Here is a 24,621-nt window from a genome sequence, read left to right as displayed (position 1 = left end):
CGTACCGGGCATGAACGGCTGTACGACGCGATGAACCGGTGAGAGTGATGAGGAGGAGGGGAGTTCCGTGGCCGAGGGGGCGGGACCGCGCGACGGCGAGCCGCCGGAGGACCTGACCGCCGCGGAGGCGGGCATGTGGCAGGCCTTCCGCAACGGCAGCGTGTACGACCTGAGCAGCGGCGACGCGCTGGTCGACGATCCGCACGGAGGCCACCCCTGGGGACCCGAGCGCACGGTGCGGGCCCGGGTGGTCTGCTGGCTGCTGCTGGACGGCCCGCCCGCCCTGGCCGGCCGCGTCTCCTCGCTGAAGCTGGTCGGGGTGCGGATCAGCGGCACCCTGGACCTCGCCGGGGGCACGGTCGTGCCGTACGTGGAGATGCGCGGCTGCCGTTTCGAACGGGACGTGCTGCTGCCGGAGGCGCGGTTCACCACGATGCGGCTGGTGGACTGCTCCATACCCCGGCTGGAGGCGGCCCGGCTGCACACCGAGGGTGATCTGCATCTGCCGCGCTGCCGCTTCCTCGGCGGCATACGGCTCACCGACGCCCGCATCGGCACGGACCTGCTGCTCAACCAGGCGGTCGTGCACCGCGACCGCAGCGGCCGCTCCATCGCCGGGGACGGGATGAGCGTCGGCCAGGACGTCCAGGCGGAGATGCTGGAGTCGCACGGCGAGCTGAGCCTGCGCGGCGCGACCATCGGCGTCTCGCTGAGCCTGCGCGGCGCCCGGCTGGTCAACCCGCGCGCCCGCCTCACGCTGAACGCGCCGCAGCTGACCGTGGAGCGCTCGCTGTATCTGACCCCGGCCGGGGTGGGGGCGCACGCCCGCAGCGGCATGACGCCCGCGCGGGGCACGCGCATCCAGCGGTTCGAGTGCGAGGGCGGGATCCGGCTGGACGACGGGCGGTTCGGGGACGCGGTCGACTTCGAGGGGGCCGAGTTCACCTTCACCGACGAGCAGGAGCTGTCGCTGCGCCGGGTGCAGACGCCGGAGCTGCGCTTCCTCGGGCAGCGGCCGGCGCGCGGGCGGGTGGTGCTGTCGGGGGCGCGGGTGGTGAACCTGATGGACCGCGCGGACAGCTGGCCGGGCCCGGGACGGCTGCACATGGGCGGCTTCGCCTACGAGAACCTGGTGCCGCGCGGCCCGTTCCCGCTGGCCCTGCGGCTGCGCTGGGTGGACGCGGCGAGCGCCGAGTACACCCCGGAGCCGTACGAGCGGCTGGCGGCGGTGCTGCGGGAGAGCGGGGCGGACGAGGACGCCCGCGAGGTGCTGCTCGCCAAGCAGCGCCGTCGCCGCGAGAGCCTGCCGCTCGCCGCGAAGCTGTGGGGGTACGCGCAGGACTGGACGGTCGCCTACGGGTACCGCCCCGGCCGGGCCGCGGTGTGGATGGCGGTCCTGTGGGCGGCCGGCTCGGTGGCCTTCGCCCGGGCGGACCACCCGCCCCTGAAGGCGGGCGAACACCCCGACTGGAACCCGGCCCTGTTCGCCCTGGACCTGCTGCTCCCGGTCATCGACCTGGGCCAGGCGGGCTTCTGGCAGATGCGAGGCGGCTGGCAGTGGCTCTCGACGGCCTTCATCCTCCTGGGCTGGATCCTGGCGACAACGGTGGCAGCGGGAGCGACGCGCACGCTGCGCCGCACGTGAGTCCCCCCCAGGGCCACGGGGGACTGCGCGACGCGGGGTGCCTCCAGTGCCGCCCAAGGGACGCGGGGAACTGCGCGACGCGAGCGAACCACCGGGCTCTGGGGACGCGGGGAACTGCGCGACGTCACCTGCCCGCCGGACCCGGCGAACGCGCGGGACGCAGTCACCCTCAAGGGGCGCGGGGAACTGCGCGACCTGAGATGCACACCGGTGCGAAGGAACCCACGGAGCCTGCGTCACCCTCAAGGGGCGCGGGGAACTGCGCGGCCGCCCGCCCCCACACGGTGCACGTGTGACAGAGGAGGCTCACAAAAACCCGCGCGCCCCCGGAAGCCCCCCGTTTTTACCCTCCCTTGACCCACCCCCGTACAACTTTCCACGAGTTCCGCGTGGACCCTGGCGCCCCCGTGACCAGCGGTCTTTCAATGGTCGACACCATGGCTCTGCTGCACGCGTTCACCCGCACGTCCCGCGCGAGGGACAAGCGGACGGGCACCCCACCGCCCCCCGCTCACACCGCGCTGCCCGCCGACGACCAGGTCCTCCTCGACGTGCCGGACGACGCCCTGGGCCGGGCCCTGCTCGGAGCCGCCGCCGGCGACCCCGCCCCCGCGGCCGAGCTGCTCGAGGCCACCCGCCGCCAGGCCGCCTGGGAGCACCGCGACCGCTACGTACGCCGCCTCGCCGCGTTCGCGCGGTCGCGCCCCCAGTGGCTGGACACCTGGCGGACCCGCGCCCCGCGCGACCCGGACGCACTGCTGGTGGACGCCCAGCGCGCGGTGGACCGCGTCTGGGACTCCCCCGCCCGCGCCGAACTGCTGCGCGAGGTCAGCCCGCTGATCACCGCCGCCGCCCGCGCGGACCACCGCGACCCCGTGCCCTGGCGGCTGGCCCTGGACCACGCGCGCGGCGCGCGGGCCGGCCACACGTACTTCGAGGAACTGTGGGAGGCGGCGGTGCGCCGCGCCCCGCACCACCACGGCTGCCATGTGGCGGCCCTGCGCTACCTGGCGTCCTCGTGGCACGGCTCGCACCGTGAGTGCTTCGACTTCGCCGAGACGGCGGCGCAGGACGCGCCGGAGGGCTCGCTCACCCAGGCGCTGCCGCTGCGTGCGGCGTTCGGCTATCTCACCGACGGCTGCGGCCCCGCGGTCGAGCGGGCGCGGCTGGACGCGGCCGCCGACCGGGCGGTCGCCCTGTCCGCGCGGCTGCCGTCGGCCCAGCCGTGGCCGGCCGAGCCGCGCAACCTCCTCGTGTACGTCCTGGTGCGGCTCGGGCGGCGGCACGACGCGGTGGAGCAGTTCCGGCTGACCGGCCTGTACGCCACCTCGTTCCCCTGGGACCGGGACGCCGACGACCCGCTCGGGCGGTTCCTGGAGATCCGTCAGGAGGTGCTGAGAGAGGTCGCGTCGGGCGCCGGAACGACCGGAACGGACGCCTCCGACGCCGTGCCGGGGCGTCCGGGAGGCGAACGGCGCGGACGGCCGGACCCCGGCGGCCGTTAGGCTCTTGCGTCGTGACCACCGTCCGGCTTCCGCTCTTCCCCCTGAACACGGTGCTGTTCCCGGGGCTCGTGCTCCCGCTCAACGTCTTCGAGGAGCGTTATCGCGCCATGATGCGCGAGCTCCTCAAGACCCCGGAGGACGAGCCGCGGCAGTTCGCCGTGGTCGCGATCCGGGACGGCCTCGAGGTGGCGCCGAGCGCCCCCGGGCTGCCCGACCCCACGGCCGTGCCCGAGCGGGGCCCGGCGGCCGGCTTCGGCGCGGACCCGCTGCGCGCCTTCCACAAGGTGGGGTGCGTCGCCGACGCGGCGACGATCCGGGAGCGGCCCGACGGCACCTTCGAGGTGCTGGCGACCGGGACGACCCGGGTGCGGCTGCTGTCGGTGGACGCCTCGGGCCCCTTCCTCACGGCCGAGCTGGAGCCGCTGGAGGAGGAGCCGGGCGAGGAGGCGGGGCCTCTGGCGGAGGGTGTGCTGCGGGCGTTCCGGCAGTACCAGAAGCGTCTCGCGGGGGCGCGGGAGCGGTCGCTGACCTCGGACGCGGAGCTGCCGGACGAGCCCAGCGTGGTGTCGTACCTGGTCGCCGCCGCGATGATGCTGGACACGCCGACACGGCAACGGCTGCTCCAGGCGCCGGACACCGCGTCCCGGCTGCGGGACGAGCTGAAACTGCTGCGCACGGAGACGGCGATCATCCGTAGTCTTCCGTCGTTGCCCGCGTCGGAGCTGACGCGGGCGCCGACGAGTCTCAACTGACGCGTACTGACACGCACTCACGCTTGCGGAGCGGCGACCGGCATGGCCAAGAAGTCCAAGAAGCAGCAGTCCAACGGCACGCCCGCCACGGTGGCGCTCACCGCGGCCGGGGTGCCGTTCACGGTGCACTCCTACGACCACGACCCCTCCCACCCGAGCTACGGCGAGGAGGCGGCCGAGGCGATGGGGGTCTCCCCCGACCGGGTCTTCAAGACGCTGGTGGCGGACGTCGACGGGGCGCTGACCGTGGCGGTGGTTCCGGTCGCGGGCCAGCTCGACCTGAAGGCGCTGGCCTCGGCGGCCGGCGGCAAGCGGGCGTCGATGGCCGACCCGGCGCTGGCGGAGCGCACCACGGGGTACGTGCGGGGCGGCATCTCCCCGCTGGGCCAGCGCAAGAAGCTGCCGACGGTGCTGGACGAATCGGCCACCCGCCACGGGACGATCCGCGTCTCGGCGGGCCGCCGCGGCCTGGAGGTCGAACTCGCCCCCACGGACCTCGCGAACCTCACCTCCGCGGTCCTGGCCCCGATCGGCCGGGTGTAGTCCCGGGCCCGCCGGCGCGGGACCCGCGGACCACGCGCCCGGCCGGCCCCGGCGCCGCCTTCCGCGGGCCAGGCCGCACGACGCGCTCCGCCCCGCGGCATCCGCCACGGCCCGGTCCACGGTCCACCCGGTCCGGGCCGGAGGCCACCCGTCGGCCCGCGCACGGTGCCCGCCCGCCCTGACGGCAGCACCGGCATCCCTTCCCAGGGCCGAGCGCAGCCGAGGGCCGGGGGGACGCCTCCGCGCCCGGGACGGCCTGTTCCGTACCTCGACGGTTCTCGCGCCCTCGGCTATGTACGGAAGGTATGTCGAAACGGACGCGCAAGCGCAGGTGGCGGATCAGGAAGCGGCGGGCCAACCACGGGCGGCGGCCGGCCTAGGTGTGCTGTCCCGGGACGTCGGTGACACGCGGACCGGGTGCTTGAACAGGTGAGGGCCTTTACCGGGGTGGCTGCCGCTCGCCCGGCGGCGGCCACTCCTCCGGGTCGCGCGGTCCGAACAGCGCCGTCAGGCCCAGGTGGAACACCAGCGCGGAGAACGGCCACGCCAGCAGCGCGCCCTTCGCGTTCAGCTTCAGCGGGGCGTCGAAGGTGACGCCCTTCCCGACGCTCTTGGCCTGCGCGATCACGTCCTGGGAGGGGCCGAGCCACACCCCGAGCCGCCAGGCCAGCACCGAGCCGAGCAGCCCGCCGACCGCCAGCCCCACCACCAGCGGGACGCCGCCGCGCCGCCGGAAGAGGAAGACCGCCAGGGCACTCAGCGCGCCGCAGCCCAGGGCGATCAGGGTGAACGTGCCGTCCACGCCGATGCTGTGCTCGCCCTCGGAGTCCTTGAGGTAGACCACCCAGGCGTCCCCCGAGGCGTCACCGACCAGCGGCACGCGCGGGGCGAGCCACCACCACAGCACCCCGAGCAGCACCCCGCCGAGGGCCACCGCGACGACCACCACGGCCGCCTCACGGAGCTCCTTCGCCATCCCCGGGCCGTCCTCGTCGTGCCACCAGCCGTGCCGCGGACGGGTGGCGTGGCCGGGCTTCCCGTCGTAGCGGTGCGCGCCCGCGCCGGGGGCGCCGGAGGGCGGCTGCCACGGGTCGTGCGCGGAGGGGTCGTGCGGTGGCGGGGGTGTCAGAGGTGCGCTCACCCTGCCATCGTGCCAGGCGTCCCTGTGGGCCGCGTCACCGGACGGCGGCCCTGCGGTACGCCCAGGTCGCCACGGCCAGCGAGATCACCCCGACCACGCCGCACACGGCGAGGTCGCCGAGGACGTGGGCCCAGTCGGGATCCGCGGCGAAGGTCCGCGCGAAGGCCTCGACGCCGTAGGTCGAGGGCAGCAGGTCACGGGCGAGGCGGACCGCCTCCGGCATCCGCTCGGGCGGCAGCACGCCGAGCAGCAGCGCCGCCGACATGCCGAGCTGGCCGAGCAGGGTGGCCAGTTCGGGCCGGGGCGCGAGGAGTCCGAGGGCGGCGCCGAGCCCGGCGAGCGCGGCGCCCGCGAGGGGGATCACCGCGGCGAGGACCCACAGGTGGGCGAGCGGCAGCCCGAACAGGGCGCAGCCGACCACGGCGGTGACGACGGTGCCGGGGGCGGTGAACGACGCGTAGGCGCCGGCCGCGCCGAGCACCACGGCCGCGGGCGGCACAGGCAGGGTGGCGTAGTGGTCGAGTCCGCCGCTGGCTCGGAGCTGGCCGAAGTACTGGGCGAGCAGGTTCAGCGCGACGAAGGCGACGACCAGCACCGACGATCCGGCGACCACGGCGCGCGCCTCGCCGCCGCCGTCGACGACCCCGCGCATCAGGATCATGATCCCGACGGACTGGAAGGTCGCCACGAACAGCAGCGGGATCCTCGCCACCCGGGCCCGGGACAGCTGCGCCCGGTACACGGCCGCCAGGGACGGCCACAGCCGTGCGCGGGGGCCGAGCGCGGCGGGCCGCGGCGGGGCGGCCTCCTCCGCGGTCAGGACGCCGGCCGGCAGGGCGCCGGCGGGTACGACACTCACGTCGTGCTGCTCCCCTTCGCTCGGAGATCCGTCCGGAGCCGCTCCGGAGGTCGCCCCGTTCCGTACGGATGCCGCGGCCCGTGTGCTCACGCCTTCACCAGTCCCTGCCGCACGGCGCCGCCCAGCGCCAGGTAGACGTCCTCCAGGCTGGGCGTGGCCAGCGTGAAGTCGTCGAGGGCCGCGAACGCGGCGCCGCCGGTGACGGTGGCGACGACGGTGCGGGCCTCCTCGGGCGCGAGCCGCAGGGTCCAGCGGCGGCCGGACTCGACGGCCCGGTCGCGCAGCGCGGCCACCTCGGGCACGTGCAGCGGCGCGGCCTCGCGCCACACCAGCTCGACCCGGACCTCCCCGGCGACCTGTTCCTTCAGGCCGTTCGGGGTGTCGCAGGCGATGACCCGGCCGCGGTCGAGCACGGCGACCCGGTCGAGCACGGTCTCGGCCTCGATGACGTTGTGGGTGACCAGCAGCACCGTGGTGCCGTGCTCGGCGCGCCGCCGGTCGACGGCGGACCACACGGCGCGGCGCGCCACGGGGTCCATGCCGGTGGTGGGCTCGTCGAGCACCAGCAGCGGCCGCTCCCCCACCAGCGCGGCGGCGAAGCAGGCGAGGCGGCGCTGGCCGCCGGAGAGCTTGCGCAGCGGGCGGGAGGCGAGGGCGGCGAGGCCCAGCTCGTCGAGCACGTCGTCCCGTTCGGCGCGGGCCTGCCGGGCGTCGAGCCCGCGCAGCCGGCCGGTGGTCTCGGCGGCCAGGGACACGGTCAGGTCGTCCAGCGCGCTGGACTCCTGCCCGAGGTAGGCGAGGATGCGGGAGGCCCGCTCGGGGTGGCGGACGATGTCGTGGCCGAGGATCTCGACGCTGCCGCTGTCGGGCCGCATCAGACCGGTCATCTGCCGTACGAGGGTGGACTTGCCGGCGCCGTTCGGCCCGAGCAGGCCGAAGATCTCACCGCGCGCGATGTCCAGGGCCACGTCGTCGGTGGCCCGTACCTCGGGCGTCGCCGGCACCCCGCGCCGTCCGCGCACCGCCGGATAGGTCTTGGTCAGCCCGCGCACCGCGCACACGACGTCACCACCGTGCCGATGTGCCTGTGCCGCGCGCGTACTCACGAGGGACGAGCCTACGGGGTCGCCCCCGTCCCTCCGCTCCCGGGTCACCCTTGCGCCCGGCCTCGTCCGGGGGGACGCACCGGACACCGGGGGAGGGATCGGCACGCGTGACGGCGTGCGGGACTCCGAAATTGGACTGTACTGTAAAGTCCAGAGCCGCAGCGAGGAGGGAGCCCGCATGACCGCCCGTACGGAGGACGCCCCGGCCCGGGACACTGAGCGCCGCAGGTCGGCCTCGGACCTGAAGATCCTGCGTGCGGCGAAGGAGCTGTTCCTCGCCGACCGGTACGCCGGGGTCTCCCTGGAGCGGGTCGCCGAGCGCGCCGGGGTCTCCCGGCAGACCGTCTACAACCGCTTCGGGTCGAAGGAGGCGGTGTTCCGGGAGATGGTCCGCCACCACTGGGCGGCGTTCGCGGCGTTCGCCGAGCAGGACGGGCGGTCGGCCGCGGACGACGGGGGCGACGGGGACGCGAGCGCGGAGGAGGTGCTGCGGGCCTTCGCCCGGTCGCTGCGGCGCTTCGCCGAGGAGACGGACCAGATCCTCTTCGCGCGGCTCGTGGTCGCGGAGTCCGCCCGGCTGCCGTGGATCGCGGACGAGTTCCACCGGCTGGGCAAGGGGCCCGTCGTGGCGGCGTTCACCGGCCGCCTCGACGCCCTGGTCCGCGCCGGCCGGCTGCGCTGCCCGGACACACGCCTCGCCGCGCGGCAGTTCATGGGCCTGGTCCAGGAGTTCCTCGTCTGGCCGCGCGTCATGGGCTTCACCGAGGAGATCGCCGCCGGGCCCGGCCCGGACGTGGTGATCGACGAGGCCGTAGCCACGTTCCTGGCCCGGTACGCGGCCCCGGGCGAGGTCGGCTCAGCCTGACGCAAGTCCCGTTTCCCCGGAGGACCAGCCATGCCCGCACCCGCACCCGCACCCGCACCCGCACCGTGCTCGGCGATGTCGAGATCACCCGCGTGATCGAGTGGCCGGGCCTCGCACTGCGCGAGCGACCCACCACGACCTCCGCCGTACCCACAACCCGAGGGGCGCGGGGAACGGCGCGGAACGGGTGTCGGAACCGCCCCCGCCCACGAAGCCGCCGCGGCTCTACTCCCCCGCGGACGCGCGTTCCGTCCCCGTCCGCGTGTCCAGTTCCCGCCAGAACCCCGCCCGAATGGCGTACCGATCCCTCTCGTCGATCTGGTCGTCCTTGTGCGCCAGCAGCCCGAACCGCGCCGCGTACCGCAGCAGCTCCCCGTCGATCCGGTGCGGAATCCGCGGATACATCGCGGAGAGCCTCCGCACATGCCCCTGGTCCCCCAGCCGCTCCACCCACCGCCGGGCGAACACCTGCCCCACCTCGAAGGGGTCGCCGCCCACGGTGGTGATGTCCTCCTCGCGGTCCGCCCACCGCTGTTCCGCCGTGGTCAGCTGCGCCAGCGTCGGCATGGACGCGGCCTCCGGCGGCTCGGCGACGGGCCGGTCCACCCAGCCCTTGTCGGAGGACCACCGCAGGGTCGCGGAGGCGGGCTGCTGCGGCTGGTGCAGGCCGGGGTGGCGCAGCGCGGCCAGGTCCTTGGGGGTGGGGACGCCCTTGGCCGCGGGCGCCCGCTCCACCGTGCCGTTGTGCGCGGCGGCCGCATGGCGCGGCTCGGCGGGGGCGCGTTCGGCGGCCGGGGCGAGGGCGGAGTCGGGCAGCGGCGCGGAGAGGATCGCGGCGATCTCGGGCCGGGTGACGGGCGGCGGCGGGCACACCCCGCCGATCTCCTTGGCGCGCACGGCCTGGGTGATCCACGCCCGGTCCAGGACCCGGCGTTCGTCGGCCTCGGCGACGAGGTCCTCGGACTGGTTGTAGTCGCCGTCGGCGGCCTGCACGGCCCACAGGTGCACGGCGACCCCGTGCTCTTTCGCGGCCATCATGCCGGGCAGCAGGTCGCCGTCGCCGGTGACGAGGACGATGTCGGAGCAGGCTCGGTTGCGGGCGAGCTCGGTCAGCTCGGCGTGCATCGCCGCGTCCACGCCCTTCTGCGCCCAGCGCCCGTCGCTGCGGGTCAGCGCGCCCAGCCGGACGGTGACCCGGGGCATCACGCGCAGCCGGCGGTGCTCGGGCTGCGGCACGCGGTCGGGGGCGCCGTCGAACCAGTAGATGCGCAGCAGCGGCTGGCGCGTGTCGTTCTCGGCGCGGTCACGCAGTCCCTGGATCAGGGCGGCGTGGTCCACGGTGATGCGGGACCGTGAGGGCTCCCCGGCGAGGAGACTCGCGGCGGCCCCCAGCAGATACCCGGCGTCCACCAGGACGATGCAGCGGTCCACGCGATCCACCCTCTTTCCGGGAGGTTTGGCTTCGGGCTTCCTTCGAGTCTGCCCGACCCCGCCGGTGTTAACGGCCCGAACTCGATCTTCGGCGTGGCGTTTCCACACTTCCTCCCCCGACCCGCCCATTACAGACGGTAATTGTCTGACATGCGATGGTTATCGGCTTGTGTGAATCTGAATTCGGCCCTGGCCCCTAGTCCCCACAGGAGGCAACACCATGGCCAAGAACAAGAACCGTGACCGTAAGCAGCCCCAGGCCGAGCGCGCCCCGCGCGCCGCGCAGACGTCCACCCTGGAGACCCCGGACGAGCAGCGCACCACGCAGGTGGTGCCCGGCGAGGTCGGCCCCGGCAAGGGCCGGCAGAAGCGGTTCGGCCACAACTGACACCCGTGTGAGGGCCGTTGCGGCCCGGTAGCACAGGAAGAGGGGCGCACCCGTCACGGGTGCGCCCCTCCGGCGCGTCGGGGGCCGATGCCTAACCGGCCAGGCAGGACGGGCCGAGCAGCACCTTCAGGTCGCCGAACAGGGCCGGGTCGGGCTTGACCCGGTGCCGGTCGAGCCGCAGCACCGTCGTCTTCGTCGGACCCTGGAGCTTGATGCGGACCTCGCTGTCGCCCTTGTGGTGGGTGAGGATCTCGCCGAGCCGGCTGACCATCGGCGGGGTCACACGGGTGGCCGGGATGGTCAGCACCACGGGCGCGTTGGTGCCCGCGTTGGACAGGTCGGGGACCATCAGCTCCATGGCGACCAGCCGGGGCACGTCCTCCCGCTTGTCGAGCCGGCCCTTGACGAACACCACGGCGTCCTCGACCAGTTGCGTCGAGACGAGCTGGTAGGTCGCGGGGAAGAACATGCACTCGATGGAGCCCGCGAGGTCTTCCACGGTGGCGATCGCCCAGGCGTTGCCCTGCTTGGTCATCTTGCGCTGGAGGCCGGAGATGATGCCGCCGATGGTGACCACCGCGCCGTCGCCGAAGTCGCCGCCGGTGAGCTGGGAGATGCCCGCGTCGGCCTTGTCGGACAGCACGTGCTCCAGACCGAACAGCGGGTGGTCGGAGACGTAGAGGCCGAGCATCTCGCGCTCCTGCGCGAGCAGGTACGTCTTGTCCCACTCCTCGTCGGTGAACTGCACGTCCAGGCCGAAGCCCGGTTCGTCGCTCTGCTCCTCGCCCATGCCGCCGAAGAGGTCGAACTGTCCCTCGGCCTCCTTGCGCTTGACCGCGACCACGTTGTCGATCATCGGCTCGTACTGCGCGGTGAGGCCCTTACGGGTGTGGCCCAGGGTGTCGAAGGCGCCGGCCTTGATCAGGGACTCGGTGGTGCGCTTGTTGCAGACGACCGCGTCGACCTTGTCGAGGTAGTCCGGGAAGGACGTGTACTTCCCCTTGGCCTTGCGGCACTTGATGATCGACTCCACCACGTTGGTGCCGACGTTGCGCACGGCGGAGAGGCCGAAGAGGATCACATCGTCGCCCTGGGCGGCGAAGTTGGACTCGGACTCGTTCACGTTCGGCGGGAGCACCCGGATGCCCATGCGGCGGCACTCGTTGAGGTAGACCGCGGACTTGTCCTTGTCGTCCTTCACCGAGGTGAGCAGCGCCGCCATGTACTCGGCGGGGTGGTTCGCCTTGAGGTAGGCGGTCCAGTAGGAGACCAGTCCGTACGCGGCGGAGTGCGCCTTGTTGAAGGCGTAGCCGGCGAACGGCACCAGCACGTCCCAGAGCGCCTGGATGGCCTCGTCGCTGTAGCCGTTCTTGCGGGCGCCGGCCTGGAAGATGACGAAGTTCTTCTCCAGCTCCTCCGGCTTCTTCTTGCCCATCACGCGGCGGAGGATGTCGGCCTCGCCGAGCGAGTAGCCGGCGATGATCTGGGCGGCCTTCTGCACCTGCTCCTGATAGACGATCAGGCCGTAGGTGACGTCCAGGACCTCCCTGAGCGGCTCCTCCAGCTCGGGGTGGATCGGGGTGATCTCCTGCTGGCCGTTCTTGCGCAGGGCGTAGTTCGTGTGCGAGTTCATGCCCATCGGGCCCGGCCGGTACAGGGCCGAGACGGCGGAGATGTCCTCGAAGTTGTCCGGCTTCATCAGCCGGAGCAGGGAGCGCATGGGGCCGCCGTCGAACTGGAACACGCCGAGGGTGTCGCCGCGCTGGAGCAGTTCGAAGGTCGTGGGGTCGTCCAGGGGCAGCGACAGCAGGTCGATGTCGATGCCCTTGTTGGCCTTCACCATCTTGACGGCGTCGTCCATGATGGTCAGGTTGCGCAGGCCCAGGAAGTCCATCTTCAGCAGGCCGAGCGACTCGCAGCTCGGGTAGTCCCACTGCGTGATGGTCACGCCGTCGGTGTGCCGGACCCAGACCGGGACGTGGTCGGTGATGGTCTCGCTGGACATGATCACGCCGGCCGCGTGCACGCCCATCTGCCGCACCAGGCCCTCGACGCCCTTGGCGGTGTCGATGACCTTCTTCACGTCGGGCTCGTTCTCGTACATCCCGCGGACCTCGCCGGCCTCCGAGTAGCGGGGGTGCGAGGGGTCGGTGATGCCGGACAGCGGGATGCCCTTGCCGAGGACGTCGGCGGGCATGGCCTTGGTGATGCGGTCGCCCATCGCGTACGGGTAGCCGAGGACGCGCGCGGAGTCCTTGATGGCGTTCTTCGCCTTGATGGTGCCGTAGGTGCCGATCATGGCGACCTTGTCGGCGCCGTACTTCTCCGTGACGTACCGGATGACCTCGACGCGCCTGCGCTCGTCGAAGTCGATGTCGACGTCGGGCATGGAGATGCGCTCGGGGTTGAGGAACCGCTCGAAGATCAGGCCGTGCGGGATCGGGTCGAGGTCGGTGATGCCGAGGGCGTAGGCGACGATCGAACCGGCCGCGGAGCCTCGTCCGGGGCCGACCGCGATGCCCTGCTTCTTGGCCCACATGATGAAGTCGGCGACCACGAGGAAGTAGCCCGGGAAGCCCATCGAGATGATGGTGTCCATCTCGTACTCGACCTGCTTCATGCGGTCGTCCGGGATGCCGTCGGGGAAGCGGCGGTTCATGCCGCGCATGACTTCCTCACGGAACCAGCTGACCTCGGTGTACCCCTCGGGGATGTCGAACTTGGGCATCAGGTCGCGCTTGACGAACATGCCCGTGGTGTCGACCATCTCGGCGATCAGCCGGGTGTTGGCGCAGCCCTGCTGCCAGGCGTCCGAGGAGTCGATGGCGTACATCTCGTCCGTGGACTTCAGGTAGTAGCCGGTGCCGTCGAACTTGAAGCGGTCCGGGTCGGAGAGGTTCTTGCCGGTCTGGATGCACAGCAGCGCGTCGTGCGCCGCGGCCTCGTGCGCGTACGTGTAGTGCGAGTCGTTGGTGACCAGGGGCGGGATGCCGAGCTTCCTGCCGATCTCCAGCAGGCCGTCGCGGACCCGGTGCTCGATGTCGATGCCGTGGTCCATCAGCTCCAGGAAGTACCGGTCCTTGCCGAAGATGTCCTGGTAGTCGGCGGCGGCCTTGAGTGCCTCGTCGAAATGGCCGAGGCGGAGCCGGGTCTGGACCTCGCCGGAGGGGCAGCCGGTGGAGGCGACGATGCCCTCCGACCACTTGGCGATGGTCTCCTTGTCCATGCGGGGCCACTTCTGCAGCCAGCCCTCGGCGTAGGCGTCGGAGGAGAGCCGGAAGAGGTTGTGCAGTCCGGTGCTGTTCACCGCCCACATCGTCTTGTGGGTGTAACCGCCGGAGCCGGAGACGTCGTCCCGCTTCTGGTGCGGCTGGCCCCACTGGATCTTGCGCTTGTTGCGCCGGGACTCGGGGGCGACGTACGCCTCGATGCCGATGATCGGGGTGACGCCGGCCTTCTGCGCGGTGTGGAAGAAGTCGTACGCCCCGTGCAGGTTGCCGTGGTCGGACATGGCGATGTGCGTCATGCCCATCTCGTTGCAGGCGTTGAACATGTCCTTCAGCCGCGCGGCACCGTCCAGCAGCGAGTACTGGGTGTGGACGTGCAGGTGCGTGAACGGCGGCTTCGACACGGTGCGGCCTCCAGGGAGATCTCATCGGCAGCGGGTGGACGGGTCCCGGGGGACAGCGTCGAAGTCTATGCCCCGGCACTGACACCCGGGGCCCTTCCCCGCGTACCGTCGGGCGGGGGGCCGGGCACTCCCGCGCACCGTGGCACGTTAGGCAGGGCGACGGCACGGCCGTCCCCGAGATCCCGCACCAGGAGGCACCCAGCGATGCCGGACCCGCAGCTCAGCGACGAGCACCGCGGCGAGGAGATCCTCGCCGTCCTCGACACCGCCTTCGGCGAGCTCCTGGCCGCCGACCCGGCCGCGTTCCGGGTGAAGTTCCGGAAGATGGCGGCGTCGGCGTTCGCGTTCTACCGCGGAACGGCGAGCCTCTTCTACCACGACCTGTCCGCCGAGCACGGCGGGCACGGCGGCGCCGCGTACAGCGGGCCGTACCTGGACGAGCGCACGTCGCGCGTGTGGATCCACGGCGATCTGCACGCGGAGAACTTCGGCACGTACATGGACTCCAACGGCCGCCTCGTGTTCAACGTCAACGACTTCGACGAGGCGTACGTCGGCCCCTTCCTGTGGGACCTGAAGCGGTTCGCGGCGTCGATGGCGCTGATCGGCTACGCGAAGGCGCTCAGCGACGAGCAGATCACCGACCTGGTGTCGGTGTACGGGGCCGCCTACCGGGAGCGGATCCACGCCCTGGCGACGGGCGCGAAGGACGACGAGGTGCCGCCGTTCACGCTGGACACCGCGCAGGGTCCGCTGCTGGACGTGCTGCGGGACGCCCGGTCGCTGACCCGGTTCTCGCTGCTGGACTCGATGACGGAGATCCGCGACTTCGAGCGCCGCTTCACGGCCGGCGGCGGCGCGGTCGAGCTGGACGCGGCCACGCGTTACAAGGTGCTCGCCGCGTTCGACGGCTATCTGGAGACGCTGCCGGACTCCTCGCTGGCCCGCCCGGACTCCTACCGCGTGAAGGACGTGGTGGGCCGCCGCGGGATCGGCATCGGCTCGGCCGGGCTGCCGTCGTACAACATCCTGCTCGAGGGGCACAGCGACGCCCTGGAGAACGACGTCGTGATCTACGTCAAGCAGGCGCAGACCCCCGCCGTCTCCCGGCACATCGCGGACCCGGCGGTGCGGGAGTACTTCCTGCACGAGGGGCACCGCACGGTGATCTCCCAGCGCGCCCTCCAGGCGCACGCCGACCCGTGGCTGGGCTGGACCGAGCTGGACGGCGCCGGACAGCTGGTCGCGGAGGTCTCGCCGTACGCGGTGGACCTGGACTGGAGCGACCTGGACGACCCGGAGGAGATGGCGCTGGTGGTCGCCGACCTGGGCCGGGCGACGGCGGCGATGCACGCGGCGGCGGACGACACCTCCGGCGAGTCGCTGGTGCCGTTCTCCACGGAGCGGGCCATCGACGCGGCCATCGCGGCCGACGAGGACGCGCTGACGCCGCTGCTCGTGGACTTCGCCCACGACTACGGGGCGCGGGCCCGCCGGGACCACCAGATCTTCCTCGACCTGTTCCGCAACGGCCGGATTCCGGGGCTGTAACCTTCCGCACATTCACAGGGTCCCTTTAGGGATCCCTTAACGGAGCACGTGCCACACTCGTAGCCGCCATGGACATATCCGGACCCCAGCTCAGAGCCGTTCGCGCGGCGCTGTTCACGGCTGTCGTCGTGACGCTCAGCACCGCGTCGCACGTGCTGCTGTCCGGGGCCCCGCTGCCGCTGAACACGGTGGCCGCGATCGGCGCCGCCGTGTTCGGCCTGGCGTACGCGCTCGCGGGGCGGGAGCGTTCCTTCGGGCGGATCGCCGCCCTGCTGATCCCGCTGGAGCTGGCCGCCGACACGGTCTTCACCACCGGCCAGCACGTCTGCTACGGCCGCATGGGCGGCCCGGTCGCCGGTCCGCTGCGCTCCGTCGGGTTCGACGTGCTGTGCGGCGACGGCACCGGGGTGGGCGCGCCGCTGGCCCGGGTCACCGGGCACGCCGCCGAGGGCGGCGACCGGGTGGCGGCGGTGCTGGCCGAGGCGGGTCCGGCGACCGCCTGGCTGCTGCTGGGCGCGCACATCGGGGTGGGCCTGTTCGCCGCCGCCTGGCTGCGCCGCGGGGAGCGGGCGCTGGCCCAGCTGCTGGGCGCGGTCGCGGCGACGGCGTCGACGGCGGTCCGTCCGCTGCTGCTGGCCGTCTCCGTGGTGACCGTGCGCCGGGCGCCGAAGGCGGGCCGGCCGGTCCGCACGCCGCACCGCGCGACCGTGGCGCGCACCCTGCTCCTCGCGCACTCCCTGGGACGGCGCGGGCCGCCGTGCTCCCTCGCCGCCTGAGGCGGATCACGCCCCGGGCGGCCGTCCGAGCATCTGCAGTCCCCCCGTACGCACCTCCGCACACGACCCGTGTGCGTCCCCTGTGGAGACATCACCATGAGCAAGCGGAACAGCCAGACGGCCAAGACGGCGGCGCGCGAGCGTCTGCGTCAGGAGCGCGAGCGTCAGGCGAAGAAGGCGAAGGTCAGGCGGCAGCTGATCGTCGCCGCGTCCGTGGTCGGCGTGCTGGCCGCGGCCGGCGGCATCGGCTACGCGGTGGTCCAGGCGAACAAGCCGGACCACTGGGAGGCCGCGAAGAGCGCGAAGCTGGTCAAGCCGGCGAACACCAGCGGCAAGGACGGCACGACCGTCGTCATCGGCAAGGCCGACGCGAAGAAGACCCTCGAGGTCTACGAGGACCCGCGCTGCCCGATCTGCGCCTCCTTCGAGCAGGCGGTCGGCGGGACGATCGAGAAGGACGTCGCGGACGGCAAGTACAAGCTGCAGTTCATAGGCGCCTCGTTCCTGGACCGCAATCTCACCGGCGAGGGCTCGAAGAACGCGCTGAGCGCCCTGGGCGCCGCGCTGAACGTGAGCCCCGAGGCGTTCCTGGAGTACAAGTCGGCCCTCTACTCCTCGGAGTTCCACCCCGAGGAGACGGACGACACGTTCAAGGACGACGCCTACCTGATCAAGATCGCCGACACGGTGGACGCCCTGAAGAACAACAAGGAGTTCCAGGCGGCCGTGAAGGACGGCACCTACGACCGCTGGGCGCTGGAGATGTCGGACAAGTTCGACAGCAGCGACGTCCAGGGCACGCCGACCGTGAAGATGGACGGCGAGAAGCTGACCGGCTCCGACGGGCAGAACGCGCCCATGACGGCGGCCGAGTTCACCACGGCGGTCGACAAGGCGCTCAAGGGCTGACGCACCCGACGACGCCCCGCCGACGGGTGGTTGAAGAGCGGGCGAACTTTCCCGGGTTCGCCCGCTCCGGCGTCTACACGCGGCATGTACGCGTCAGTAACCTGATCGGCTGTGACCAGTCGACACGGAAGAACCGAGAGCGCCGTCTCCGCCACCGCGGACACCGCCTCCCTCACCCCGCGCCGCCGCACCGTCGTCAAGGCGGCCGCCGCCACCGCGGCGCTGGCCGGACCGCTCGCCGCGGCACTGCCCGCCCGCGCCGCCCAGTCGGCCCCCGCCTTCCTGCACGGCGTCGCCTCCGGCGACCCGCTGCCGGACGGCGTGCTGCTGTGGACCCGCGTGACACCCACCCCGGACGCCCTCCCCGGCTCCGGCGCGGGCCCCGACACCGAGGTGCGCTGGACCGTCGCCCGCGACCGGGCGTTCAGCGACGTCGTCGCCCAGGGCACGGTCGTCGCCACCGCCGCCTCCGACCACACCGTGAAGGCGGACGTCCGCGGCCTCAGGCCCGCCACCGACTACTGGTTCCGCTTCTCCGCCGGCGGTGCCGACTCCCCCGCGGCCCGCACCCGCACCGCGCCCGCCCCCGACGCCTCCGTGGCGGGGCTGCGCCTCGGGGTGGTCTCCTGCGCCAACTGGGAGGCCGGGCACTTCGCCGCGTACCGCCATCTCGCGGCCCGCGGCGACCTGGACGCCTGGCTGCACCTGGGCGACTACATCTACGAGTACGGCTCCGGCGACTACGGCACCCGCGGCACGGTCGTCCGCCCGCACTCCCCCGCCCACGAGATCGTCACCCTCGCCGACTACCGCGTCCGGCACGCCCGCTACAAGACCGACCCGGACCTCCAGGCGCTGCACGCCACCGCCCCGGTCGTCGCCATGTGGGACGACCACGAGTTCGCCAACGACACCTGGTCCGGGGGCGCGGAGAACCACACCGAGGGCACGGAGGGCGCCTGGGCCGCCCGGCAGGCCGCCGCCAAGCAGGCGTACTTCGAGTGGATGCCGGTCCGCCCGGCCGTCGAGGGCACCACCTACCGGCGGCTGCGCTTCGGCAAGCTGGCCGACCTGTCACTGCTGGACCTGCGGACCTTCCGCTCGCAGCAGGTCTCGCTCGGCGACGGCGACGTGGACGACCCCGGCCGCACCCTCACCGGCCGCGCCCAGCTCGACTGGCTGAAGGCGGGCCTGTCGGCGTCCGACACCACCTGGCGGCTGGTCGGCACCTCGGTGATGATCTCGCCGTTCGCGCTGGGCTCCCTGCCCGCGAGCCTGCTGAAGCCGCTCGCGAAGCTGCTCGGCCTGCCGCAGGAGGGGCTCGCCCTCAACACCGACCAGTGGGACGGCTACACCGCGGACCGCCGCGAGCTGCTCGCCCACCTGCGCGCCAACGCCATCCGCAACACGGTGTTCCTCACCGGCGACATCCACATGGCGTGGGCGAACGACGTGCCGGTGAACGCCGGCACCTACCCGCTGTCGGCGTCCGCCGCCACGGAGTTCGTGGTCACGTCGGTCACCTCCGACAACCTCGACGACATCCTCAAGGTCTCCGAGGGCTCGGTGTCCGCGGTCGCCGCCCCGCTGATCCGGGCCGCCAACCGGCACGTGCACTGGGTGGACACCGACCGGCACGGCTTCGGGGTGCTGGACCTCACGGCCGAGCGGGCGCAGATGGACTACTACGTGCTGTCCGACCGCACCGAGCCGGACGCCGGCGCGACCTGGGCCCGCTCCTACCGCACGCGCAGCGGCACGCAGAAGGTCGAGCGGGCCGACGCGCCCGTCTGATCACTCGGCGGGTACTCGGCCCGCGTCCTCCTCCAGCGAGTCGAGGAAGCCGAGCGCCGTCCGCCAGGTGGCCTCGGCGGCCTCCTCGTCGTGGTCGGGCAGGTCGGGGTCGGTGTAGAGGTGTCCGGCGCCCGCGTACCGGTAGACCTCCACGTCGGCCCCGGCCCGGCCCATGCCCAGGTACCAGGCGGTGAGCCAGTCGTCGGTCTCGAACGGGTCCGGCTCGGCGACGTGCAGCTGCACCGGCAGCCCGTCGGCCGCGGCGTTCTCCGCGATGTCGGAGGTGCCGTGCAGCAGCAGCAGCCCCTTGGCCTTCTCGTCGCCGAGGGCCAGCGTCTGCGCCACCGAGGCGCCGAAGGAGAAGCCCGCGTACACCAGGCCGCGCTCCGAGTAGGGCGCCGCCGCCAGGACGGCCCGCTTCAGCAGCTCGTCCTTGCCCGCCTCGTCCTTGTACTCCATGCCCTCCTCGACGGTGTCGAACGTGCGGCCCTCGAAGAGGTCCGGCGTCCACACCTCGTGTCCGGCCGCGCGCAGCCGGTCCGCGGCCCGGTGCACCGCGGGGCGCAGTCCGTAGGTCGAGTGAAAGAGCATGATGTTCATGAAACCCATGGTGCCAGCCGGGTGTGACGGACCTCGCGGGCGGCACTACCCGGAACCGGACGGAAGTCACATGTTCATGCCGGAGCGGGCCGGTTAGGTTCGGGAGCATGGATGACGTGCTGCGCCCGCTGATCGTGGTCGGCGGCTCGGTGGTGCTGACGCTGCTGCTGGGCTGGGCCACCGACCGTCTGCTGCGGAAGGCCGACGAACGCCACCACGAGACACCGCTGTGGGGCCTGCTGCGCCGGGCCCGGATCCCGTACCAGCTGTTGCTCTGCGCGGTCCTGCTCAGAGCCTCGTACGACGAGACCCGGCTGCTGACCTCGCACGACGTCGCGGTCGGCCGGGTGCTCACCCTGGTGCTGATCGGTTCGGCCGCCTGGCTGACCATCCGGATCGCCGCCGCCGTCGTGGAGACCTCCTACACCCGGTACGCCTCCAACCACCGGGAGCGCGACCCGGCCCGCGTGCGCCGGGTGCGCACCCAGGTGACGCTGATCCGCCGCGTGGTGTCGGCGGTGGTGGGGGTGGTCGCGGTGGCCGCGATGCTGCTGACGTTCCCCGCGATGCGGGCGGCCGGCGCCTCACTGCTGGCCTCGGCGGGCATCCTCGGCATCGTCGCCGGTGTCGCCGCCCAGTCGACGCTGAGCAACATGTTCGCGGGGCTGCAGATCGCGTTCGGCGACATGGTGCGCATCGGCGACACCGTGGTGGTCGACGGCGAGTGGGGCACGGTCGAGGAGATCACCCTCACCTTCCTGACCGTGCGCACCTGGGACGAGCGGCGGATCACCATGCCGGTGTCGTACTTCACCTCCAAGCCGTTCGAGAACTGGTCGCGCGGCACCCCGCAGATGACCGGCACCGTCTTCTGGCACGTGGACCACAGCGCCCCGCTGGACGCCATGCGCGAGAAGCTGCGCGACATCCTGCGGGAGTGCCCGGAGTGGGACGGCCGCGCCTGCAACCTGACCGTCACGGACAGCACGCCGAGCACGCTGGAGGTGCGGGCGCTGGTGACGGCCAAGGACGCGGACGACATCTGGACGGTCCGGGTCACGGTCCGCGAGCGGATGATGCGCTTCCTGGCCGACGAGCACCCCTACGCGCTGCCCCGGGTCAACACCGCCGACGCGGTGCCGCCGCCGCGGGACGGCCGGGAGGGCGCGCCCGCGGACGCCCTGCCGGCGGCGCGCCGGGCCCACACCCACCCGGCCCGGCACCCGCGCTGAGAAGGCCTCAGCAGCCGCGCTCGGCGCCGCCGTTCACCTGGATGATCTGCGAGGTGATGTGGCCGGCGCCGTGCGAGGCGAGCCAGTGCAGGGTCGCCGCGACGTCACCGGGGCGGCCCGCGCGCTTGTCCGAGGTCTCGGCGATCAGCCGGGCCCGCCGCTCCTCGTCCAGGCCGTCGCCGCCGAAGAACGCGGTGTCCTCGATGTAACCGGGCGCGACCACGTTCACGGTGATCCCGTGCGGCCCCAGCTCGCGGGCCAGGGCGTGGGCGTACGGGTGCAGTCCCGCCTTGGCCGCCGCGTACGACACCCGGCCGGAGCCGCGCCTGGCGGCGATGGAGCTGAGGAACAGCACCCGGCCGCCGGGCACGGCGAGCCGGTCCCGCAGCGCCTCGGTGAGCAGCACGGCGGTCAGCACGTTGAGCCGGAAGTTGACCGTCCAGTCGCGGGCGACGGCGTCGAGCGGGTCGTCGCCGCCCACCGGCGGCTCCAGCAGCCCGTTGCCGCCCGCGCAGTGGACGAGCACGTCCACTGCGCCGAACTCGCGCCCCACGAACCCGGACACGCCCCGCACGGCCTCGGGGTCGGCCAGGTCGGCGGCGTAGGTCAGCGCGCCGGGCACCTCGGCCCGCTCCAGGACGTCGCCGCGCCGCCCGATGAGCAGGACGCGGTCGCCGTCGGCGGCGAACGTCTGCGCGGTGGCCAGCCCGATCCCGGTGCCGCCGCCGCTGATCACAACATTGCGTGTCATGCCCCGACCCTACGGAGCGGGCGACGGCGGACGGCGGCAACGCGGCGGCGCTCAGCGCAGACTGCGCACGTCCAGATGACGCAGCACCCGGTCCACCACCTCGGGGTCGGCGCCCGGCTCGCTGCGCGCGGTGAGCACCTCGTGCCGGGCGGCGCTCAGCATCTCCTGCTCGATGCGCCGGATCCGCTTCAGCCGCTTGCTGCGCTGCCGGACCGCCTCGCGCCGTTCGTCGTCCGCGATGTCCGGGCTGATCCGCACGCCCATGTCGAAGGCCCGGCGCATCAGCTGCTCGGACAGGTCCTCCGGCAGCTCCTCCACGTCCTCGATCTCCCGCAGCCTGCGCTTGGCGGCCTTCGCGGCCCGGACGGCGAGCCGGCGCTCCAGCTCCTTCTCCCGTCCGGTGTCGCCGCGCACCCCGAGCTTCCCCACCAGCCACGGCAGGGTGAGCCCCTGCACGAGGAGCGTGCCCAGGACCACGCCGAACGCCATGAAGACGATCTCGCCGCGGGCGGGGAAGTCGGCCCCGGACTCGGTCTCCAGCGGGATGGCGAGGGCCAGCGCGACGGACGCCACCCCGCGCATCCCGGACCACCACATCACCACGGTCTCGCGCCAGCTCAGCGGGATCTCCTCGCCGACGTCCCGCTCGCTGTGCAGCCGCTTGGTCAGCCAGGTCGCCGGCAGCAGCCACGCCAGCCGCACGAACACGACCACCCCGACGACCGCCGCCGACCAGCTCAGCAGCTCGCCCCAGTGCCCGGCCGCCGTGTCGACCGCGTTGTGCAGCTCCAGGCCGACCAGGCCGAACGCCACCCCGGTGACCAGGGTGTCCACGATGTCCCAGAAGGTGTGCCCGGCCAGCCGCGCCATCACGTCGTCGGCGTCGGTGGCGTACTCCACCAGGAACAGCGCGGTGACCAGCACCCCGAGGACGCCGGAGCCGTGCAGTTCCTCGGCGAGGACGTACGCGGCGAACGGCACCAGCAGGGTCAGCGCGACCTGGAGGGTGGGGTCGCCGAGCAGGTCCATCGCCTTGTTGGTGGCCCAGCCGAGCACCAGCCCGACGGCGACCGCCACCACCGCCGACAGCACCAGGTCGAGCCCGGCCGACCAGGGCGAGAAGGTGCCGCTCACGGCGGCGGCCACGGCCACGTGGTACAGCACGATCGCCGTGACGTCGTTGAAGAGGCCCTCGCCCTCCAGGATCGACACCAGCCGGCGGGGCAGCCCCAGCTTGCCGGCGACCGCGGTCGCCGCGACCGGGTCGGGCGGGGCGACCAGCGCGCCGAGGGCGACGGCGGCGGCCAGCGGCAGCCCCGGCACGATCGCGTGGGCGACGGCGGCGACGCAGAAGGTGGTGACGAAGACCAGCGCCACCGCCAGCAGCAGGATCGGCCGGACGTTGGCCGCGAACTGCCGCCAGGAGGTGCGGCGCACGGCCGCGTAGAGCAGGGGCGGCAGCAGCAGCGGCAGGATCAGCTCGGGCGGCACCTCGACGTTGGGCACGAACTCCAGCAGCGCCAGGACGATCCCGAACACCGTCATCAGCACCGGCGCCGGCAGCCTCAGCCGCTCCCCCACGGGGACGCTCACGACCGCCCCGAGCAACAGGGCGAACAGCAGGGCCAGCTGATCCACGGTCACCGCTCCCGGTGGTCGGACGGGTCGGGCGCTGTCCAGCCTGCCATGCGCGCCGCTCCCGGCGCGGGCACGGGTGCCCCGGCTACAGTGCGCGCCGCATGGCCCGGTGCGGCATGCCCGCGTCGGGGAACTCCGGACCGTAGGCCTGGTAGCCGAGCCGCTCGTAGAAGCCGAGGGCGTGGGTCTGCGCGTGCAGGTCGACGCCGGTGAGCCCGCGCATCCGGGCGGCGTCCTCGACGGCCCGTACGAGCGCCGCGCCGACGCGGAGGCCGCGCGCACGCTTCAGCACGGCGAGCCGGCCGAGGGAGCCGACCGACGGGTCGCCGCCGTTCTTCGCCGCGGCGGCGGCGCCGTGCAGCAGCCGGGCCGTGCCGAGCGGGGTGCCGTCGGCGTCGGCCGCGAGCAGGTGCACGGCGTCCGCGTCATGGGCGTCGTACTCGATGTCCTCGGGGACGCCCTGCTCGGCGACGAAGACCTCCTTGCGGACCGCGAAGCACGCCTCGCGGTCGGCGGGGTCCTCCGCGACCCGCACCGTGACCGCCGGGCTCATGCCCAGGTCTCCTCGCGGACCTGGTCGAGCGCCTGCTGGAGGTCGTCCGGGTAGTCGCAGGAGAACTCCACCCACTGCCCGTCGCCGGGATGCTCGAAGCCGAGGCGCACGGCGTGCAGCCACTGCCGGGTCAGCTTCAGCCGCTTGGCGAGCGTGGGGTCGGCGCCGTAGGTGAGGTCGCCGACGCAGGGGTGGCGGTGGGCGGCCATGTGCACGCGGATCTGGTGCGTGCGGCCGGTCTCCAGCTTCACGTCGAGCAGGGAGGCCGCGCGGAACGCCTCGATCAGGTCGTAGTGCGTGACGGACGGCTTGCCCTCGGCGGTGACCGCCCACTTGTAGTCGTGCTGCGGGTGGCGGCCGATGGGGGCGTCGATGGTGCCGCTGGTCGGGTCCGGGTGGCCCTGGACGAGCGTGTGGTAGCGCTTGTCGACCGTGCGCTCCTTGAACTGGCGCTTCAGCGACGTGTACGCGTACTCCGACTTGGCGACCACCATCAGGCCGGAGGTGCCGACGTCGAGGCGGTGCACGATGCCCTGGCGCTCGGCGGCGCCGGAGGTCGAGATGCGGTAGCCGGCGGCGGCCAGACCGCCGATCACGGTCGGCCCGGTCCAGCCCGGGGAGGGGTGGGCGGCGACGCCGACGGGCTTCACGATCACGACCACGTCGTCGTCGTCGTGCACGATCTCCATGCCCTCGACCGGCTCGGCGACGACCTGCACCGGGGCGGGCGCCTGCGGCATCTCCACCTCGAGCCAGGCGCCCCCGCTGACCCGCTCGGACTTTCCGACCACCGACCCGTCGACCGTGACCTTCCCCGCGGCGGCGAGCTCGGCCGCCTTGGTACGGGAGAAGCCGAACATGCGGGAGATGGCGGCGTCGACGCGCTCGCCCTCCAGGCCGTCGGGCACGGGCAGGGTACGGATCTCGGGAATCGTGCTCACCCGTCGAGTA

At 73.0% G+C, this 24,621-nt stretch carries 21 protein-coding genes; 11 read left to right on the top strand and 10 right to left on the bottom strand.

Features of this window, described 5'->3' with window-relative positions; all coding sequences use genetic code 11:
- Window positions 1-67: 67 nt before the first annotated feature.
- The 4 genes from ACQY0Z_RS15075 to ybaK all read left to right on the top strand — a co-directional run bounded on the left by ACQY0Z_RS15075 (window position 68) and on the right by ybaK (window position 4,445).
- Complete coding sequence (locus ACQY0Z_RS15075) at window positions 68-1,645, top strand: oxidoreductase (protein ID WP_189896867.1); 1,578 nt, start codon at window positions 68-70, stop codon at window positions 1,643-1,645.
- Between the two features lie 425 nt (window positions 1,646-2,070).
- Window positions 2,071-3,150, top strand: coding sequence for a hypothetical protein (locus ACQY0Z_RS15070; protein WP_439812400.1), 1,080 nt, complete (start codon window positions 2,071-2,073; stop codon window positions 3,148-3,150).
- Window positions 3,151-3,161: 11 nt separating this feature from the next.
- On the top strand, window positions 3,162-3,902 hold the full coding sequence (locus tag ACQY0Z_RS15065) for an LON peptidase substrate-binding domain-containing protein (RefSeq protein ID WP_189896865.1): 741 nt from the start codon (window positions 3,162-3,164) through the stop codon (window positions 3,900-3,902).
- Between the two features lie 42 nt (window positions 3,903-3,944).
- A complete protein-coding gene (gene ybaK, locus ACQY0Z_RS15060) occupies window positions 3,945-4,445 on the top strand; it encodes a Cys-tRNA(Pro) deacylase (RefSeq protein ID WP_189896863.1) in 501 nt (166 codons plus the stop codon).
- Between the two features lie 439 nt (window positions 4,446-4,884).
- Here ybaK and ACQY0Z_RS15055 read toward each other — a convergent pair whose 3' ends face one another.
- From ACQY0Z_RS15055 to ACQY0Z_RS15045, 3 genes are all read right to left on the bottom strand, one after another.
- On the bottom strand, window positions 4,885-5,586 hold the full coding sequence (locus tag ACQY0Z_RS15055; protein ID WP_189896861.1) for an AAA family ATPase: 702 nt from the start codon (window positions 5,584-5,586) through the stop codon (window positions 4,885-4,887).
- 34 nt (window positions 5,587-5,620) lie between these two features.
- Window positions 5,621-6,445, bottom strand: coding sequence for an ABC transporter permease (locus tag ACQY0Z_RS15050; protein ID WP_439812399.1), 825 nt, complete (start codon window positions 6,443-6,445; stop codon window positions 5,621-5,623).
- 86 nt (window positions 6,446-6,531) lie between these two features.
- The gene (locus tag ACQY0Z_RS15045; protein WP_189896964.1) at window positions 6,532-7,506 is read right to left on the bottom strand and encodes an ABC transporter ATP-binding protein; all 975 of its coding nucleotides are present in this window, start codon (window positions 7,504-7,506) and stop codon (window positions 6,532-6,534) included.
- A 223-nt stretch (window positions 7,507-7,729) separates the two neighbouring features.
- Here ACQY0Z_RS15045 and ACQY0Z_RS15040 point away from each other — a divergent pair, with 223 nt between their 5' ends.
- Window positions 7,730-8,416, top strand: a complete 687-nt coding sequence (locus ACQY0Z_RS15040) for a TetR/AcrR family transcriptional regulator (protein WP_189896858.1) — start codon at window positions 7,730-7,732, stop codon at window positions 8,414-8,416.
- Window positions 8,417-8,641: 225 nt separating this feature from the next.
- Here ACQY0Z_RS15040 and ACQY0Z_RS15035 read toward each other — a convergent pair whose 3' ends face one another.
- On the bottom strand, window positions 8,642-9,847 hold the full coding sequence (locus tag ACQY0Z_RS15035) for an NYN domain-containing protein (RefSeq protein WP_347225659.1): 1,206 nt from the start codon (window positions 9,845-9,847) through the stop codon (window positions 8,642-8,644).
- 220 nt (window positions 9,848-10,067) lie between these two features.
- Here ACQY0Z_RS15035 and ACQY0Z_RS15030 point away from each other — a divergent pair, with 220 nt between their 5' ends.
- Window positions 10,068-10,235, top strand: coding sequence for a hypothetical protein (locus ACQY0Z_RS15030; RefSeq protein ID WP_189896854.1), 168 nt, complete (start codon window positions 10,068-10,070; stop codon window positions 10,233-10,235).
- A 91-nt stretch (window positions 10,236-10,326) separates the two neighbouring features.
- On the opposite strand, the gene dnaE is transcribed toward ACQY0Z_RS15030, so the two are convergent.
- Window positions 10,327-13,866 (bottom strand): DNA polymerase III subunit alpha, encoded by a 3,540-nt coding sequence (dnaE, locus tag ACQY0Z_RS15025; RefSeq protein ID WP_189896853.1) that lies wholly within the window; start codon window positions 13,864-13,866, stop codon window positions 10,327-10,329.
- Between the two features lie 204 nt (window positions 13,867-14,070).
- Between dnaE and ACQY0Z_RS15020 the strand changes: the two genes are divergently transcribed.
- From ACQY0Z_RS15020 to ACQY0Z_RS15005, 4 genes are all read left to right on the top strand, one after another.
- A complete protein-coding gene (locus ACQY0Z_RS15020; RefSeq protein ID WP_189896851.1) occupies window positions 14,071-15,417 on the top strand; it encodes a DUF2252 domain-containing protein in 1,347 nt (448 codons plus the stop codon).
- Between the two features lie 68 nt (window positions 15,418-15,485).
- Window positions 15,486-16,193, top strand: a complete 708-nt coding sequence (locus ACQY0Z_RS15015) for a hypothetical protein (RefSeq protein WP_254586630.1) — start codon at window positions 15,486-15,488, stop codon at window positions 16,191-16,193.
- Between the two features lie 96 nt (window positions 16,194-16,289).
- Window positions 16,290-17,102, top strand: coding sequence for a thioredoxin domain-containing protein (locus ACQY0Z_RS15010; protein ID WP_189896848.1), 813 nt, complete (start codon window positions 16,290-16,292; stop codon window positions 17,100-17,102).
- Window positions 17,103-17,213: 111 nt separating this feature from the next.
- Window positions 17,214-18,896 carry an alkaline phosphatase D family protein gene (locus tag ACQY0Z_RS15005; RefSeq protein WP_189896847.1) on the top strand — a complete coding sequence of 561 codons (1,683 nt, stop codon included), beginning with the start codon at window positions 17,214-17,216 and terminating at the stop codon, window positions 18,894-18,896.
- Here ACQY0Z_RS15005 and ACQY0Z_RS15000 read toward each other — a convergent pair whose 3' ends face one another.
- Window positions 18,897-19,496, bottom strand: a complete 600-nt coding sequence (locus ACQY0Z_RS15000) for a dienelactone hydrolase family protein (RefSeq protein ID WP_439812398.1) — start codon at window positions 19,494-19,496, stop codon at window positions 18,897-18,899. It abuts the gene before it with no gap.
- A gap of 107 nt (window positions 19,497-19,603) precedes the next feature.
- On the opposite strand from ACQY0Z_RS15000, the gene ACQY0Z_RS14995 reads away from it, so the two are divergent.
- On the top strand, window positions 19,604-20,728 hold the full coding sequence (locus tag ACQY0Z_RS14995) for a mechanosensitive ion channel family protein (RefSeq protein ID WP_266472713.1): 1,125 nt from the start codon (window positions 19,604-19,606) through the stop codon (window positions 20,726-20,728).
- Window positions 20,729-20,735: 7 nt separating this feature from the next.
- On the opposite strand, the gene ACQY0Z_RS14990 is transcribed toward ACQY0Z_RS14995, so the two are convergent.
- The 4 genes from ACQY0Z_RS14990 to ACQY0Z_RS14975 form a co-directional block, all read right to left on the bottom strand.
- A complete protein-coding gene (locus ACQY0Z_RS14990) occupies window positions 20,736-21,479 on the bottom strand; it encodes an SDR family NAD(P)-dependent oxidoreductase (RefSeq protein WP_189896841.1) in 744 nt (247 codons plus the stop codon).
- 51 nt (window positions 21,480-21,530) lie between these two features.
- Window positions 21,531-23,123 carry a Na+/H+ antiporter gene (locus ACQY0Z_RS14985; RefSeq protein WP_189896840.1) on the bottom strand — a complete coding sequence of 531 codons (1,593 nt, stop codon included), beginning with the start codon at window positions 23,121-23,123 and terminating at the stop codon, window positions 21,531-21,533.
- A gap of 79 nt (window positions 23,124-23,202) precedes the next feature.
- Window positions 23,203-23,670 carry a GNAT family N-acetyltransferase gene (locus ACQY0Z_RS14980; protein WP_439812397.1) on the bottom strand — a complete coding sequence of 156 codons (468 nt, stop codon included), beginning with the start codon at window positions 23,668-23,670 and terminating at the stop codon, window positions 23,203-23,205.
- The gene (locus ACQY0Z_RS14975; protein WP_189896836.1) at window positions 23,667-24,611 is read right to left on the bottom strand and encodes an RluA family pseudouridine synthase; all 945 of its coding nucleotides are present in this window, start codon (window positions 24,609-24,611) and stop codon (window positions 23,667-23,669) included. The genes ACQY0Z_RS14980 and ACQY0Z_RS14975 overlap by 4 nt, the downstream gene beginning before the upstream one ends.
- Window positions 24,612-24,621: the final 10 nt, after the last annotated feature.

This window comes from Streptomyces sp. P9-2 (genome assembly GCF_051903975.1).
Lineage (GTDB): Bacteria > Actinomycetota > Actinomycetes > Streptomycetales > Streptomycetaceae > Streptomyces > Streptomyces cellulosae.
The sequence above is the reverse complement of the archived record's forward strand: the minus strand, read 5'-3'. Positions and strand labels throughout refer to the sequence as shown.

Bases quoted from the DNA above. Each gene is read 5' to 3' on its own strand.
- ybaK (WP_189896863.1), top strand. From the start codon at position 3,945: ATGGCCAAGAAGTCCAAGAAGCAGCAGTCCAACGGCACGCCCGCCACG.
- ACQY0Z_RS15040 (WP_189896858.1), top strand. From the start codon at position 7,730: ATGACCGCCCGTACGGAGGACGCCCCGGCCCGGGACACTGAGCGCCGC.
- ACQY0Z_RS14980 (WP_439812397.1), bottom strand. From the start codon at position 23,670: ATGAGCCCGGCGGTCACGGTGCGGGTCGCGGAGGACCCCGCCGACCGC.
- ACQY0Z_RS15015 (WP_254586630.1), top strand. From the start codon at position 15,486: ATGGACATATCCGGACCCCAGCTCAGAGCCGTTCGCGCGGCGCTGTTC.
- ACQY0Z_RS15070 (WP_439812400.1), top strand. From the start codon at position 2,071: ATGGTCGACACCATGGCTCTGCTGCACGCGTTCACCCGCACGTCCCGC.
- ACQY0Z_RS15030 (WP_189896854.1), top strand. From the start codon at position 10,068: ATGGCCAAGAACAAGAACCGTGACCGTAAGCAGCCCCAGGCCGAGCGC.
- ACQY0Z_RS15000 (WP_439812398.1), bottom strand. From the start codon at position 19,496: ATGAACATCATGCTCTTTCACTCGACCTACGGACTGCGCCCCGCGGTG.
- ACQY0Z_RS14995 (WP_266472713.1), top strand. From the start codon at position 19,604: ATGGATGACGTGCTGCGCCCGCTGATCGTGGTCGGCGGCTCGGTGGTG.
- ACQY0Z_RS14990 (WP_189896841.1), bottom strand. From the start codon at position 21,479: ATGACACGCAATGTTGTGATCAGCGGCGGCGGCACCGGGATCGGGCTG.
- ACQY0Z_RS15020 (WP_189896851.1), top strand. From the start codon at position 14,071: ATGCCGGACCCGCAGCTCAGCGACGAGCACCGCGGCGAGGAGATCCTC.
- ACQY0Z_RS15010 (WP_189896848.1), top strand. From the start codon at position 16,290: ATGAGCAAGCGGAACAGCCAGACGGCCAAGACGGCGGCGCGCGAGCGT.